This is a genomic window from Cupriavidus sp. 96C5-1, from assembly GCF_057798855.1.
The window spans coordinates 126202-142034 of sequence record NZ_JBYOJU010000007.1 but is presented as its reverse complement, the minus strand read 5'-3'; the positions used below and the strand labels follow the sequence as shown (position 1 = coordinate 142034).

Sequence of the window (15833 nt, the reverse complement as noted above, 5' to 3'; positions counted from 1 at the left end):
TGGGTTTTTTCGCCGAAAGCCAGCGCGCAAATATATCATGACGTGATACATTTCGTTTCCCGCGGAAAACCCCTTGCCGCAATAGCGCGACATCCCGCGCTTCTTGCACGAGTCCCATCATGCACTTCGAGAAAAGCGACTACTCGGTCAACCGGCGGCTGCTGCTGCTGGCGGCGCTGGCGCCCCTGATCGGGGCCATCAGTACGGCGGCGGCAGTGCTGCTACTGAACCTGATCCGGTTCTTCACCAACCTGTTTTTTTACCAGACGCTGTCGCTGGCGGAACGCTCCCCGGCCCAGCATGCGCTGGGGGCGTGGGTCATCGCCGTACCGGTGATCGGTGGGCTGCTCGTCGGACTGATGGCGCGCTACGGCAGCGACAAGATCCGCGGCCACGGTATTCCGGAGGCCATCGAGGCGGTGTTGTTCGGCAAGAGCAGGATGTCGCCCCGGGTGGCGGTCCTCAAGCCACTCTCGTCGGGCATCGTGATCGGCAGCGGCGGGCCGTTCGGCGCCGAGGGGCCGATCATCATGACCGGTGGCTCGATCGCCTCGCTGCTCGCGCAGTATCTCCATCTCACCGCGGCCGAGCGCAAGACGCTGCTGGTGGCTGGCGCCTGCGCCGGCATGACGGCGATCTTCGGCACGCCGGTGGCGGCGGTGCTGCTGGCGGTCGAGCTGCTGCTGTTCGAACTGCGCCCGCGCAGCCTGCTGCCGGTGGCGCTGGCCTGCGCCGTGGCGGGCTTCCTGCGCGCGTGGGTGTTTGCCCCCGGCCCCTTGTTTGCGCTGCATACCGCGCCGGCCACGACCGCGGCACTGGGCTCGTGCGTGATCGCGGGCCTGCTTTGCGGCGTGCTGGGCGCCGTGTTGACACTGGCGCTGTATCGCACCGAGGACCAGTTCTCCAGGCTCAAGCTGCACTGGATGTGGTGGCCGGCGATCGGCGGGCTGGTGGTCGGCATCGGCGGCTTTTTCGAGCCGCGCGCGCTGGGCGTGGGCTATGACGTGATCGGCGACCTGCTCAACAACCGGCTGGCGCTGGAAGTGGCGGTGGCGTTGCTGACGGTCAAGGCGATCATCTGGGTCGCCGCGCTGGGTTCCGGGACTTCCGGTGGCGTACTGGCGCCGTTGCTGATGCTGGGCGCGGGGCTTGGCGTGGCGCTGGCGCCGCTGCTGCCCGGCGGCTCGCCACAGCTCTGGGCGCTGGTGTGCATGGCGGGCGTGCTGGGCAGTGTGCTTGGCGCGCCCCTGACCGCCATCGTGTTCGCCTTCGGCCTGACGCACGACAGCGACGCGCTGCTGCCGCTGCTGCTGACCACGGCGGTGGCGCACGGATTCACGGTGCTGACCATGAGGCGCTCGATCATGACCGAGAAGATCGCGCGCCGCGGGCTGCATATCTATCGCGAATACGGCGTCGATCCGCTGGAGCGCCAGCACGTTGGCGACCTGATGACCACCGCGGTGCTGAGCGTGGACGGCGAGCAGCCGGTCAGCGCGCTGTGGCCGCAGTACTTCGGCGAGCACGCGCCGCATCGCGGTTATCCCGTGGTGTGTGGCGCACGCGTGGTCGGCATGCTGGAGCGCAATGCCTTGCGCGGGCGCGAGGCTTCCCCGCAGGCCGGCCGCGCGCTGATGGCGCCGCTGCAGCCGCACCAGGTGCTGCTGCCCGCGCAGACCGCGCGCATCGCCGCCGGGCGCATGGCCGAGCTGGGCGTCAGCCGCCTGCCGGTGGTGGCTGACCTGGATTCCATGCGGCTGGTCGGCGTGGTCTCGCTGCGCGACTTGCTGCGCCCGAGCGGGCAGGTGCTGCATGAGGAAACGCGCCGCGAGCGTCTGCGCGGCGCGGCGGCAGCCTGAGGGCTTTCCTTCAGAGTTTGTAGCTGGACAGCAGGATGCTGGTTTCCGTCGCGGCGATGCCGTCGATCAGCCGGATGCGGTCCAGCGTACGGTCGAACGCCTCGAGCGTGTCCGCGCGCAGCTCGGCGATGATGTCCCAGCGCCCGTTGGTGGTGTGCAGCGCCTGCACGTTCGGTTCGCCGCGCAGCGCCTGCAGCACCGCGCGGGCCTTGTTGCCTTCCACCGCTATGGTCATCCACGCACGGATGCGATGCGCCTCGGCTTCCGGCTTGAGCCGCACCGTGTAGCCGACGATCAATCCCTCCTTTTCCAGTCTGTCGATGCGGTTCTGCACGGTGGCGCGCGATACGCGCAGCGCCTTGGCGAGTGCCGTGGCGGGCATGCGGGCGTTGTCGCGCAGCAGGGCGAGCAACTGTCGGTCGGTGTCGTCCATTGCAGGTCCTGTCGGGCGCAGGGATGCGCCCTGGTGATGTCGAAAGCGCAATTGGCGATTTGCCAGTCGTGCTTGGCATTTTGCCATGTGAGCCGCGCAAATTGCACAATCTGCTGTCTTTAGGTTAGCACGGCACTACGCCAGAATTCAGGCATTCACTGACCCCGTAGCCAACCACTCCAAAGGAGCCAGCGTGATCCACCAGCCCACCATCCTGCTTGTCGAGCCCACCCACTACGACGTGTCCTATAGCATCAACCCGTGGATGGATCCGGGCCTTTGGGCGAGCGATCCGCGCGGCATGCATCGCAATGCCGTGCGCGCTTTCGAGTCCCTGCGCTCGGCGTTGCGGGCGGCTGGCTTCGCGGTGGAAGTGGCGCCCGGCACCCTGGGCCAGCCTGACATGGTGTTCCCGGCCAACGCCGCCGTGGTGCTGGACGGCCACGCCGTGCTGGCACGCTTCCGCTATCCCGAGCGGGCGGGCGAGGAGGCGCCTTTCGCGCGCATCTTCGAGGGGCTGCGCGAGCGCGGCCTGATCGACTCCGTCAGCCTGCTGCCCGAGGGCTGCTACCAGGAAGGCGCCGGCGACTGTATCTGGGATGCCGTACGTGGCCACTTCTGGGCGGGCTTCGGGCCGCGTTCCTCGCGCGCAGCGGCCGATGTCATGGCCAGCGAGTTCGGGCGCGAGGTGGTGGCGCTGGAACTGGCTACCGAACAAAGCTATCACCTCGACGTGTGCTTCTGCCCGCTGTCCGGCGGCGAAATCCTCTACTACGCGCCCGCCTTCACGCCGCAGGCGCTGTGCACGCTGCGCGAGCGCGTGCCAGCCAGCCTGCGCATCGAGGCGAGCGAGGACGACCTGCGCCACTTCAGCGTGAATGCGGTCAACCTGCACGACCAGGTAGTGATGACGCGCACCACCCCGCACCTGCGCGCCGAACTGGGCCAGCGCGGCTATCAGCTGCGCGAGGTGGACCTGTCGCCGTTCATGCTGTCCGGTGGTGGCGCCTACTGCATGACGCTGCGTCTCGATCGCAGCAGCGCGGCGCGACAAGCGGCGGGTTCGTCCGACGGCGCCGCGCAGGCCGCGGTTGCCGCCTGAGGAGCGGACCCGAGGCCCGGCGAGAAAAAGAGAGAGCCGCAACATACCAGGGAGAACACCATGAAGGAGATCGCCATGACCCGCTTTCTGGATGCCGACGATGTGGCGGCGCTGGTGCGCGAGACGGGCGTTGCCAATGTGATCGTGCAGATGGCGCACCATATTCGCCAGGACTTCGTGCGCTGGGATGCGTTCGACAAATCGGCGCGGCTGGCCTCGCACTCTGCCGGCGGCGTGATCGAGCTCATGCCGGTGAGCGACGGCGTGCAGTACGCGTTCAAGTACGTCAACGGCCATCCCCGCAATGCGCAGAATGCCATGCCCACCGTGATGGCCTTCGGCGTGCTGGCCGAAGTGGCAAGCGGTTTTCCCTTGCTGCTGAGCGACCTGACCCTGGCCACCGCGCTGCGCACCGCTGCCACCTCCGCGCTGGCGGCACAGGCGCTGGCGCGGCCCGGGGCCGCCACCATGGCGCTGATCGGCAATGGCGCGCAGGCGGAGTTCCAGTCGCTGGGCTTCCATGCCATGCTGGGCATCCGCGAGATCCGCGCCTACGATATCGATCCGGCCGCGAGCGCACGGCTGGCGCGCAACCTGGCCGGTGTGACCGGGCTCAAGGTGGTGGTAGTGGACTCGGTGCGGGCCGCGGTGCAGGGTGCGGATATCCTCAGCACGGTGACTGCCGACAAGACGCGCGCCACCATCCTGACCCCGGACCTGGTGCCGTCCGGCGTGCATATCAATGCGGTGGGCGGGGATTGCCCGGGCAAGACAGAGCTGCATGCGGACATCCTGCGCCACGCGCGCATCGTGGTGGAGTACGCACCGCAGACCCGCATCGAAGGCGAAATCCAGCAATTGCCGCCGGATACACCGGTCACCGAGCTTTGGGAAATCCTGTCGGGCCGCGCGCCAGGGCAGGACGGTAGCGGGCGGGTTACGGTGTTCGATTCGGTGGGGTTTGCGCTGGAGGACTACGCTGCGCTGCGCTGGCTCCATGCGGCGGCGCATGCGCGCCATCGCGGCAGCCATGTGGAGCTGGTGGCGACGCCGCCGGATCCGCGCAATCTCTACGGCTGGATGATGGATGCGGGCGTGGCGCCGCATGCCGAGCGGGAACCGCTGGCAGCGCTGGCCTGAGCGCTGGTTTTGCCGCAGTGCGGGCGTTCCATGCAATGACGCCGCAGTTGTGCTGGCACAACTGCGGCGTACAAGCGCGCGGATGTCGGCGGAGGCGGTGCCCGCGGGTGGCGGGCGCGTCGGACCGGACGGCCGGGTGACGGCCGGGCAGTTGACTGCCGATGAAACTGTGTGTGCGCGGCTTATGAAACGTTGGCGGACGGCCTGGGCACGCCGGAGGTCGGGTCAGCCAGCGGCGGCGCCGCGGCTCATCATCAGCTGCGCGCGCAGGAAGCCTTTGACTTCTTCCAGGGACGGGGTCTTCAGGAAGACCATGATGCCCCAGTGCTGCAGGGCATCGGCTACGCCGTCATACGCTTGCCGGTTGGTGATCACGGCGAAGATGACATTCTGGCGGGCAAAGAAATTCTGCAGCTTCTCGATGGTGGCCGATTCGGCGTCGCTGAGTTCTTCGACGTAGTACAGCACCACCCGCGGATGCGAGCTGACGGAAGTAATGATGGTATCCACGACGTCCTCCACCACCACGCTTTTGAGAGGCAGGCCCCATTTGCCCAGTTGCGCGTGGATGCGCTGGGCTTCCTGATGATTCGGGTGGAATACCACCAGGTCGAGTTCGTGCACCGAGGGCACTTCCTGGCCGACCCGGGTGGCCAGCAGCCGATGCACGGTCTCCTTGTGTATGCGGCGATGCCCGCCATTTGTCTTCCAGGCACCGAGTTCGCCGCGCTCCACCATTTTCTGCACGGTGCCTAGCGACACGTTGAGCAGCTTCGCGGCGGTTCGCGTGCTGTAGTAAGGCTTCTCAGCCAGTTCAGAATCCAGTTTCATCCGTTCACCCGTTAACTAAAAACACACCGCGGCTTGATACGCAGTGGCAGCGCGCGCACATCGCACCGATTGGACCCCCGGTTCCGCCGACGCTCGCCATGTTGGCGGTCGTCCGCTGGCACTCTTGCACCTTCTGCGCAGCATGCCCCGAGATCGGGGAGAGAGCCATGTAGCTCCTTGTCTCGCATTGGTGTGATCTTTGTCACAAGTGCCTTTTCTTCCCTACAGGAGAAGGACCGGTCCCGAATAATATGCGTTATCGAACACAATTCACCATGCCAGATGGCAAATATTTCGAGATTGCTCTGAACGCTCCCAGTTATGTGTTTAAACGCATATTGTCGTCTTTTGGCAGACACGCAAATCAGGGAATTTATTGCAAACATTGCAGACATCCGAGCCCCATCATGGGGCGGCCACGCGGATGCCAATAGACTGGACAGCCATGTGTGCCGTGGGTTCCCGCGCCGTCCGTTCCCATCCGGGCGGGCATTATTGCGGCGGCTAGGGGAATTCCCGATGCCGGTTCAGCGCGTCGCATATCCGGGGCGCCAGGATTTGCCTGACGCGCTTAAATGTCAAAATTGTTCTGTATCAAAAATGCGCTGGCTGGTGCGCTGTGGCAATTGCAGCCGCGCGGCCCGGGAGCGAGAGGCGTGAGGCAAGCGAGGTTGCCATGGTCGCACGGCGCGCGTGCCGCCTTTGTGCGGCAACTCGCATAGGGGCGGGAAGAGGAGGCGCTCGGGGGGGGCGGTGGGCGGCCCCGCCCAGGCTCAGAGCTTGTACTTGCGCACCTTGTCGAACAAGGTGGTCTTGGCGATGCCGAGCGCTTCGCTCGCGCGGCTCAGGTTGCCCTCGTGCCTGCGCATGGCGTCGGCGATCAGCGCGCGTTCGAACTGCTCCACCGCCTGCGCCAGCGGTAACGCAGCAGGCTCCGCCGTACCTTGGTCCGGGTTGCAGCCCAGCCCCAGCACGTGACGTTCCGCCAGGTTGCGCAGTTCGCGCACATTGCCCGGCCAGGGATAGGCCATCAGCGCGGCCAGCTCGGTCGGGGTGGCGGGCAGCGCCTCGCGCTCGAAGCGCAGCGCGGCCTGGGCGACGAAATGTTCGAACAAAGGTGGCACGTCCTCGCGGCGCTCGCGCAGCGGCGGCAGCTCCAGGGTGACCACGTTGAGGCGGTAGTAGAGGTCGGCGCGGAATTGGCCGGCCTGGGAAAGCGCTTTCAGGTCCGCTTTGGTGGCGGCCACCACGCGGGTATTGACCGCCACCGGGGTATTGGAGCCCAGCCGCTCGACCACGCGTTCCTGCAACACCCGCAGCAGCTTGATCTGCATCTGCATTGGCATGCTCTCGATTTCGTCGAGAAACAGCGTGCCGCCCTCGGCATGCTCGATCTTGCCGATGCGGCGCCTTGCCGCGCCGGTGAACGAACCGGCTTCGTGGCCAAAGATCTCGCTCTCGAACAACTGCTCGGGCAGGCCGCCGCAGTTGATGGGGACGAAATGGCGCGCACGGCGCGAGCTGGCTTCGTGCAGGCAGCGCGCCACCAGTTCCTTGCCGGTGCCGGTCTCGCCGTGGATCAGCACGTTGGCCGCGGTATCGGCCAGGTCGGCGATCAGTTTGCGCAGCCGTTCGATGGCCGGCGAATGGCCGATCAGGCGCGCATCCAGCGTATCGCGTCCGGCCAGTTTCCTGCGCAGCTCGGCGACTTCCAGCACCAGGCGGCGCTTTTCCAGGGCGCGCTGCGTCACCTCGACCAGCCGCTCGGGCGAAAACGGCTTCTCGATGAAGTGATACGCGCCTGCCTTCATCGCCTGCACGGCCAGGTTGACGTCGCCGTGGCCCGTGACCATCACCACCTGCAGCCCGTCGTCGCGCACCCTGAGCTCGTGCAGCAGCGCCATGCCGTCGATGCCCGGCAGGCGGATGTCGCTGATCACCACGCCGGGAAAGCAACTGCCGACTTCGCGCAGCGCGGCTTCCGCGCTGCCCACGGCGCGCGTGGCGATGCCTTCCAGCCGCAGCGCCTGCTCGCAGCCCAGGCGTACGTCGGGATCGTCCTCGACGATCAGTACCGTCAGATCGCTTGTGCTAGGCGCCATGTCCATTTACCTTTTCTGTTTCCTGACGGGCCAGCGGTAGCGCCAGCGTAAAGCAGGCGCCGCCGTCGGGGTGGTTGCTCGCGTCGAGGCTGCCGCCGATCTCGTCCAGGATGCCGGCCGACAGCGTCAGGCCAAGGCCGAGTCCCTGGCCCGTGGGCTTGGTGGTGAAGAAAGGCTCGAACAGGCGCGCGAAGGCTTCCTCGGACAGCCCGGGGCCGCTATCGCGGATGGTCAGGCGCACGTTGCCGCCTGTCAGGTGGGTGCGCAGTTCCAGCCGCGGTCCGGTGCTGCCGGACAGCGCGTCGAGCGCATTGCCGATCAGGTTGACCAGCACCTGCTCCAGCCGGTTGGGGTCGCATGCCACCACCAGGCCGGGGTCGATTTGCCGGACCAGTTCCGGACGCACCTCCTGCAGGCGCGTGTCGAGCAGGAACAGGGCGTTGTCCAGCGCGTCGTCCAGCGGCGCGGTGCGGCTGCCGTTGCCGGGCTTGCGTGCAAATGACTTGAGCGCGCCGGTGATGCGCCCCATGCGCTCCACCAGCCCGATGATGGTGCCGAGGTTGGCCTGCGCGGTGGCATTGTCGCCGCGCGCCAGGAACTTCTGGGTATTGCCGGAGAGTGTGCGCAGGGCCGCCAGGGGCTGGTTGAGCTCGTGGGCGATGCCGGTCGACATCTGGCCCACGGCGGCCAGCTTGCCGGCCTGCAGCAGGCCGTCCTGGGCCTGGCGCAGCGTGGCTTCGGCGCGGATGCGCTCGCCGATCTCCGCCTGCAGCTGCTGGTTGGCGGCGGACAGGTCGGCGGTGCGTTCGGCCACCTTGCGTTCGAGTTCGCCGTTGGCGGCTTCCAGCGCGGCGCGCGCGGCCAGCCGCTCGCTCGCGATGCGCCGGCGTACGTTCCAGGCAGCCGCCAGCAGCAGCAGGAATGCCGTCAGCACGCCCGCCAGCGCGGCCGTGTTGAGCGCGGCCACGCGGGCCTGGGAGGTATTGGTGAGCAGCGTCAAGTGCCAGTCGGTGCCGACCAGCTCGGCGTTCTGCGCCAGCATGGGGGGGCCGCGCCGCAGGCGCACCAGCGTGTCGCTGTCGGATAGCTTGCGCACCGTCGTCAGTTCCAGCTGCGGCAGCGGCGCGCGGTTGTACTGCAGGTTGCGCAGCAGCCGTTCGCGCAGCTCAGGCGCGAGCGGCTTGAGCGTGGTCAGCTTCAGGGAGGGATCGGAGGCCAGGATCACCACGCCGTTCTCGTCGGTCAGCAGCATCTGGGTGTCGGCGCCCTGCCAGCGGTTCTCCAGGGGCTCCAGGCCGACCTTGACCACCGCCACGCCGCCCGGCTTGTTGCGGTCACCGAGCGGCGCGGAGAGGTAGTAGCCGGCCTCGCTGCGCGTCGTGCCGACCCCGTAGAAGCGGCCCAACTGGCCTTCCATGGCGTCGGCAAAGTAAGGGCGGAAGAGGAGGTCTTCGCCCATGTAGCTGTCGGGGCGTTGCCAGTTGCTGGTGGCGAGCACGCGGCCACTGGCATTGAGCACGTAGATGGTGCGCGTGCCGGCGCGGGCGTTGAGCGCGGCCAGGTACTGGTTGGCGGCCTCGACCCGTGCCCGGTCTTCCGGGTGGGCCAGCAGCGCGGCGATCTTGTCGTCCAGCGAGAGCAGGCTGGGCACGTAGTCGTAGCGCGCCAGCTCGCTCGACAGGGCCTGTCCATACAGGTGCAGCTGCACCTGGCCTCGCTCGCCTTGGTGCGTCAGGGCGTTGTCGTAGCTGTAGCGGTAGCCCAGCGAGCCTGCCAGTCCGACCAGCACCGCCAGTGCCAGCATGGCCAGCAGGGGCACCCACTGGCGCAGGCGGCCTGGGCGGCTGGGGGAGTCGTGCGGGGTACCTTGGGTATCGAGCGGGCCGGTCATGGGGCGGGCGGAGTGCGCAAAGCGAAGAGGGATATCGAGCGCGGGCAATCAATCCGACGGGTTAAGGCTGGGGCGCGGGCAAAAAAGTGCGGTGGCGGCGCCCGCGGCGAGCCGTTGTTTTACCATATTGCGCAATCCGGGCGCCGGAAAGCAAAAAGGCCCGGCCACCTGATCGGTGGCCGGGCCTTGGCGCGCTGGCAGTATTACTTGCGGGCCAGGACCTGAACGGGTGTCAGGTCACGGTTGCCGTCGGCAGCGGGGTCATCCGCTTCTTCGGGCACCGGCGCGCCGATGGCGCCCTCGCTTTTGGCGACGACGGTCGTGGCAATGGCATTGCCAAGCACATTGGTAACGGTACGGCCCATGTCCAGGATGTGGTCGATGCCCAGCACCAGCAGGATGCCGGCTTCAGGCAGGCCGAACATCGGCAGCACCGCGGCGACCACCACCAGCGAGGCGCGCGGCACGCCGGCGATGCCCTTGCTGGTGACCAGCAGCACCAGCAGCATCGTGATCTGCTGCGACAGTGACAGGTGGATGCCGTACACCTGCGCGACGAACAGCGCGGCGAAGGAGGTGTACATGATCGAGCCGTCCAGGTTGAAGGAGTAGCCCAGCGGCAGCACGAAGCCGGTGATGCGCTCCTTGACGCCGAAGCGGGTCAGTTGCTCGATCACCTTGGGATAGGCCGACTCGCTGCTGGCGGTGGCGAAACCGATCATCAGCGGCGCGCGCACCATCTTGAGCAGGCGGAACACGTCGCGGCCGAGGAAGAAGTAGCCACCCGCGATCAGCGCCACCCACAGCAGCGCCAGCGACAGGTAGACCGCACCCAGCAGTTTGGCGTACACGGTCAGCACGCCCAGGCCTTCAGCGGTGATCACCGCGGCAACCGCGCCGAACACGCCCACCGGGGCGAAGGCCATCACGTAGTTGGTGACCTTCAGCATGACTTGGCCAAGCCCCTCGATGGCGGCCAGCACGGGTTTGCCAACGCCGTCCTTGAGGGTGCCGAGCGCAAAGCCGAAGAACAGCGAGAACACCACGATCTGCAGGATCTCATTGGTGGCCATCGCCTCGACGAAGCTCTTGGGGAACATATGCGCGATGAAGTCGCGCAGGTTCAGCGCCCCGGTCTTCAGGTTGGAGGCGGCATCGGCCGAGGGCAGCGGCAGGTTCATCCCTTCGCCCGGGCGCAGCACGTTGGCCATCAGCAGGCCCAGCAGCAGCGAGGTGATGGACGCGGCGATGAACCATGCCATCGCCTTCATGCCGATACGGCCGACGGCCTTGCCGTCGCCCATGCTGGCGATGCCGCCGACCAGGGTGGCGAACACCAGCGGCCCGATGATCATCTTGATCATGCGCAGGAACACGTCGGTCAGGATGGACAGGTGGTCGGCGATGGATTTCGCGGCGGCGGGGTCCGGCGCATAGTGGTGGGCTGCCGTGCCGGCCAGCACGCCAAGCAGCATCGCAATGAAAATCAGGGTAGGCAGTCGGTTCAGTTTCATCAGAGTCGGGGCCGATGCGCCCGGCCAGTGGCCGGGCGGGTTTTGCGGTAGGGCAGGCTGGCAGCCTTCTGGCATGGCGCTGCGGTTTGGGGGGGCAGCACCATGCGGCCACAGCCGCGAGAGTCAGCGAATCGGGGTGTTCGGGTAGTCAGGAAATCCGAACATCAGCCGAGCAGCGGGCGGTGTGCCCGGCACCCGCCGCAGGGGCGGGCAAAGATGGCAAGGCGGGGTCGATCATTGTTTCCTCCATTGTTTTCGGTGCGGGCCGGCGGCAGGGAGCCGGCCGTCACCTGTATTGCCGCTTGGGGCGGGCGCATACATTGCACGAGGTGTGCCAGCCAAGGAGGGTTTTTGGCAGGTGCTAAGTCACTGAATAAAAAGGGGAAATAAATGTGCCTCCGGCGCACGGTTCGGATTTCCGTAAATGCGCGGGTGGCCGGCGTTCGGATTTCCGAATGCTGGTGGGGCGAATGCGGGGCATGTGCGAGCCCGGCTGCAGGCGAGTGGCGTGCGCAACACGCCGTGCCGGGCACATGCCGTTGCGCCACGGCGGCGGCCAGATGCTCCATTCGGTACCCGGGCGACGTGCGCGTGCGGCGCCGCCGGAGCCCGGGGCTTCAGCCGTTATCCACCGGCTGGGTCGGGCAGCTTTCCAGGAAGTGCTCCAGCGGCATCGGCCGCCCGATCACATAGCCCTGGGCGTAGTCCACGCCGATGGCGCGCAGGGTCAGCAGGGTCTGCTCGTCTTCCACGGACTCGGCCACCGTGAGGATGCCCAGGCGATGGCCGATATCGTTGATCGAGCTGACGATCTCGCGGTCCACCGCGCTGGCGGCCAGGTGGCGGATAAAGCTGCCGTCGATCTTCAGGTAGTCGACCGGGAATTGCTTGAGATAGGAGAACGAGGAGAGCCCGGCGCCGAAGTCGTCGAGCGCCACGGTACAGCCGGCGCTGCGCATTTCGGTCACCAGGCGGTTGGCTGCCGCCATATTGTTGATCAGCGCGGTTTCGGTGATTTCCAGCTGGATACGGCTGGCCGGCAGCACGGATTCATGCAGCTCGGCGTGCAGGAACGGCAGCAGGAACGGTTCGCCCAGCGAATTGGCCGACAGGTTGATGGCCACCGTGAGCATGGGCACGGCGCTCAGGCGCGCGCCGAATTCGCGCAGCACATGGTGGATCACCCAGCGGTCCACATGACCCATCAGGTCGTAGCGTTCGGCGGCGGGGATGAAGGCGCCCGGCATCACCAGCTTGCCTTGCTCGTCGACCATGCGGACCAGGATTTCGATATGGCGGCTGGGACCTGGGTGGTCTTGCAGCGCGCGGATCTCCTGCGCGAACAGGCGGAAGCGGTTTTCTTCCAGGGCGGAGCGGATCCCCGCGGCTACCTGCAGTTCCTGGTGGTGGCGCTGGGCATCGCTTTCATCGCGCCGGTACACCGAGACGCGGCTGCGTCCCGCTGCCTTGGCCGCATAGCAGGCCACGTCGGCGCGGCTCATCAACTCGCCGACCGGCGGCGTTTCGTGGTCGATGGCGGTGATGCCGATGCTGGCGCCGACATCGTAGACACGTCCTTCCCATGGAAAGCGCTGGCTGCGGATGGCGTCGATCACCTTCTGGCACACGCGCTCGGCCTGGTCCACGGTGCAGTCCTTGAGCAGCAGCGCGAACTCGTCGCCGCCCAGGCGCGCGAGCAGGTCGCCCGGCCGCACGTGGTGGCGGATCACATGCCCCAGCTCGCGCAGCAGCACATCGCCGGCCGCGTGGCCGGCGGTGTCGTTGACGATCTTGAAGCGGTCCAGGTCGATGAAGCACAGTGCGTGATGCTGGCGCTGCAGGCGCGCTGCCTCGCAGGCCTCGCGCAGCCGCTTCTCGAACCAGATGCGGTTGGGCAGGCCGGTCAGCGCGTCGTGCGAGGCCGAGTGGGCCAGCTCGCGCTGCAGCGCGCGGGCGCTGGTGATGTCCTGGAACACCAGCACCGCACCGATGACCTCGCCGGAGGCGGTGCGCACCGGCGCCGCGGAGTCCTGCACGTCATGGCGGTCGCCGGTCAGGCTTTGCAGCACCGCGCCGTCCTGCAGGTAGACCGGGCGCAAGGTTTGCAGGCACTGCGCCACCGGGCTGGGGATGGGCTCGTTGGTGTGTTCGTCGACAATGCGGAAAATATGCTCGAGCAACTGGCCGGCGGCGGTCTGCATGGTCCAGCCGGTCAGCTGCTCGGCGATCGGGTTCATGAAGGTCACGCCCATGGCGGCGTCGGTGCAGATCACCGCGTCGCCGATCGAGCGCAGCGTGATTTGCAGGCGCTCTTTTTCCTCGAACAACGCATCGGTGAGCCGGTGCTGTTCGGTGATGTCCCAGTTGGTGCCGATCATGGTCAGCGCGGTGCCGTCGCCCTGGCGCATCACCATCGCCATGGCGCGGATGTGGCGCACTTCTCCGTCGGCGCGCTGGATGCGGTATTGGGTGTCGAAGGGGCGGGTGCCGCGCACCGCCGCGCGCATCTCGGCGCGTGCCCGCTCGACGTCGTCCGGATGCACCATGCCGATCCAGCGCTGGATGTCCGGCGTGCCCTGCCCGGGCGCGATGCCGTGCAGCGCGTGCATGCGCGCGTCCCACTCGATGGCGCCGCCGGCAATGTTCCACTCCCAGATTCCCACGCCGCCGGCCTCGACCGCGAGGCGGGTCCGGCGCGCTAGCGCCTCGAGCTTTTCCTGCGCGGTCTTGCGTTCGTCGATGTCCTCCACCTGCGAGATGAAATGCAGCGGCGCGCCGCTGTGCTCGTCGCGCACCAGGGAGACCGCAAGCAAGGCCCAGCGATAGCGGCCGTCCTTGTGGCGGTAGCGTTTTTCGATGCGGTAGGACTCGATCTCTCCGGCCAGCAGGCGCTCGACCTGGTGCAGGTCGGGGGCCAGGTCGTCGGGGTGGGTGATCAGCGGGTAGGGCAGGTCGGCCAGCTCGGCGGCGTCGTAGCCGAACAGGTCGCAGATGGCACGGTTGACCTGCAGCCAGTGGCCGTCGAGCCCGACCAGCGCCATGCCGATCGCCGAGTGCTCCATGGCCTGGCGAAAGCGCCGCTCGCTGCCGCGCAGTTCGCTGCGATCGCGCCGGTTCTGCTCCAGCAGGAAGGCGATGCTGACCGGGAAGACCATGATCAGCGCGGTCGACAACTGGATCGATTGGAGCAGGAAGGGTTCGCCAGTGCCCATCCCGAGCGATGCCGCGGCCAGGCCCAGCGCCACCACGGCGCAGATCGCCAGCAGCGTCAGCAGGGCGGTGGCGAAAGGGTTGGTCAGCAGCGCTGCGAGCACCAGGGGGAGCGACATCACCACGAACGGCTCTTTGCTCTTGTAGAGTGCCACCGTGCCGACCGCCAGGCTCAGCAGCAGCAGCGCGGCCAGGCGGGGCAGCCGCGCAGGACGGAAGGTGTCGGCGACGCGCTCGCGCGTGATCGACACCATCAGCGGCAACAGCATCACGATGCCCATCGAGTCCGCTGTCCACCAGGTCCACCAGACCGGGCCGAAGCTGCGATGGAAAGCCGTGGAGAGGGTGGCAGCGCCGATCGTCGCGCCCACCGCCGGTCCCAGCATGCCGGCCGCGCCCAGCGTCAGCCCGAAGCGCGCCAGCGGCCCCGGCAGGGACAGGGTGGCGCCGCTGGTCATGGTGCGCACCAGCCACGCCGAGAAGGCGATCTCGGTCACATTGCCCAGCGACAGCGCCAGCGCGACGGCTGCGGCGTCGCCCATCGCCGCGTTGGCCGCCACCCCCGCCACCAGCATGCCCGCCAGCAGCCAGGGCGCGTTGCGGCGCTGCTCGTGCAGCAGGATGCCGAGACCGAAAGCATTGGCCAGCCATAACATGGCCACATTGCCCGGATAACGCGACAGGGCGAGTCCGGCCAATGCCAGCAGGAAGAAGCCAAGAGCGGCCAGCAAGACGCGCTGCCAGTGCGGGCAGGGGATGGTCAAGGGGCGGACTTCCAAATCTGGCGTCATGTTGCGTCAGCCTGCAGCTGCGTTTCTGAAAGGGTGCAATGAGGGCGACGGCCTGGCGGCGCGGCAAGTTGCATGCATGGCCCAGCCTAATCGGTCAATATAGCGGCGATATGCCCAAAGCACGAGGCGAGAACACGGGATGTGGGCCCGCTATTCGCACTGGCGCCGGTCGCCGTTTTACGGTATGCGCACGGCGTTGCCCATTGCGGCGCCGGCTCCGGGGGCGGCGGCAGGCGCCATGCGGTCCGGTTCCCGTGCTCGCTTCAGGCAATCTCCCTGCTTAGGTGGGGTAAGGCGGCGGATGTGGCTCGGACACTGACCGGCGCCCCGGGGCTGCACGGGCGCGCCGTTTTTGCACTATCCTCACAAGGTTTTACGGCGTCCGCGGGCGGTATCGGCGGGCGTCGCTCGGCAGGCCGCCGCCGGCGCGGCGCGGCGAACCGCTGCACCATGCCGGGGCGGACCAGGGCAAACAGACCCAAGGAGCTCCCCCCATGACCACCCTAGATATCAACGGCAAGCCGCTGCAGGTAGACGTTGATCCCTCCACGCCGCTGCTGTGGGCGCTGCGCGACAACCTCGGCATGACCGGCACCAAGTTCGGCTGCGGCATGGCCGCGTGCGGGGCCTGCACGGTACATATCAACGGCCAGGCCACGCGCAGCTGCGTGACGCCGATCTCGGCGGCGCAAGGCGCGCGCATCACCACCATCGAGGGCGTCGCCGGCGACAAGATCGGCCGCGCGGTGCTCGATGCCTGGATCCAGCACGACGTGGCGCAGTGCGGCTACTGCCAGAACGGCCAGGTCATGAGCGCGGTAGGACTGCTGCGCAGCAAGAAACATCCCACCGACGCCGACATCGACCAGGCCATGGCGGGCAACCTGTGCCGCTGCGGCACCTACCAGCGCATCCGCGCGGCCATCAAGGACGCGGCGCGCGCGCTGGCTTAAGGGGACC

General features: G+C 67.5%; 10 protein-coding genes. 4 read left to right on the top strand and 6 right to left on the bottom strand.

All coding sequences use genetic code 11. The annotated features are described in order from the left end of the window. Positions 1–119: 119 nt before the first annotated feature. On the top strand, positions 120–1859 hold the full coding sequence (locus AC3FOF_RS11390) for a chloride channel protein (protein ID WP_488726637.1): 1740 nt from the start codon (positions 120–122) through the stop codon (positions 1857–1859). Between the two features lie 10 nt (positions 1860–1869). Here AC3FOF_RS11390 and AC3FOF_RS11385 read toward each other — a convergent pair whose 3' ends face one another. Further along, a complete protein-coding gene (locus AC3FOF_RS11385; protein ID WP_017226490.1) occupies positions 1870–2292 on the bottom strand; it encodes an Lrp/AsnC family transcriptional regulator in 423 nt (140 codons plus the stop codon). 193 nt (positions 2293–2485) lie between these two features. Between AC3FOF_RS11385 and AC3FOF_RS11380 the strand changes: the two genes are divergently transcribed. After that, positions 2486–3394 (top strand): dimethylarginine dimethylaminohydrolase family protein, encoded by a 909-nt coding sequence (locus tag AC3FOF_RS11380; RefSeq protein WP_488726636.1) that lies wholly within the window; start codon positions 2486–2488, stop codon positions 3392–3394. A 60-nt stretch (positions 3395–3454) separates the two neighbouring features. Further along, positions 3455–4534 (top strand): ornithine cyclodeaminase, encoded by a 1080-nt coding sequence (ocd, locus tag AC3FOF_RS11375; RefSeq protein ID WP_276264191.1) that lies wholly within the window; start codon positions 3455–3457, stop codon positions 4532–4534. 225 nt (positions 4535–4759) lie between these two features. Here ocd and AC3FOF_RS11370 read toward each other — a convergent pair whose 3' ends face one another. From AC3FOF_RS11370 to AC3FOF_RS11350, 5 genes are all read right to left on the bottom strand, one after another. After that, the gene (locus AC3FOF_RS11370) at positions 4760–5365 is read right to left on the bottom strand and encodes a helix-turn-helix domain-containing protein (RefSeq protein WP_017226487.1); all 606 of its coding nucleotides are present in this window, start codon (positions 5363–5365) and stop codon (positions 4760–4762) included. A gap of 773 nt (positions 5366–6138) precedes the next feature. Continuing rightward, the gene (locus AC3FOF_RS11365) at positions 6139–7467 is read right to left on the bottom strand and encodes a sigma-54-dependent transcriptional regulator (protein WP_488726635.1); all 1329 of its coding nucleotides are present in this window, start codon (positions 7465–7467) and stop codon (positions 6139–6141) included. Then, positions 7457–9358, bottom strand: a complete 1902-nt coding sequence (locus AC3FOF_RS11360) for a sensor histidine kinase (protein WP_430869730.1) — start codon at positions 9356–9358, stop codon at positions 7457–7459. The genes AC3FOF_RS11365 and AC3FOF_RS11360 overlap by 11 nt, the downstream gene beginning before the upstream one ends. Before the next feature lie 203 nt (positions 9359–9561). Further along, positions 9562–10872: a dicarboxylate/amino acid:cation symporter gene (locus AC3FOF_RS11355; protein WP_276263737.1), complete on the bottom strand. Its 1311-nt coding sequence runs from the start codon at positions 10870–10872 to the stop codon at positions 9562–9564. Positions 10873–11489: 617 nt separating this feature from the next. After that, positions 11490–14873, bottom strand: coding sequence for a diguanylate cyclase (locus tag AC3FOF_RS11350; protein WP_488726634.1), 3384 nt, complete (start codon positions 14871–14873; stop codon positions 11490–11492). Positions 14874–15367: 494 nt separating this feature from the next. On the opposite strand from AC3FOF_RS11350, the gene AC3FOF_RS11345 reads away from it, so the two are divergent. Then, positions 15368–15826: a (2Fe-2S)-binding protein gene (locus AC3FOF_RS11345; protein ID WP_276263735.1), complete on the top strand. Its 459-nt coding sequence runs from the start codon at positions 15368–15370 to the stop codon at positions 15824–15826. Positions 15827–15833 lie beyond the last annotated feature (7 nt).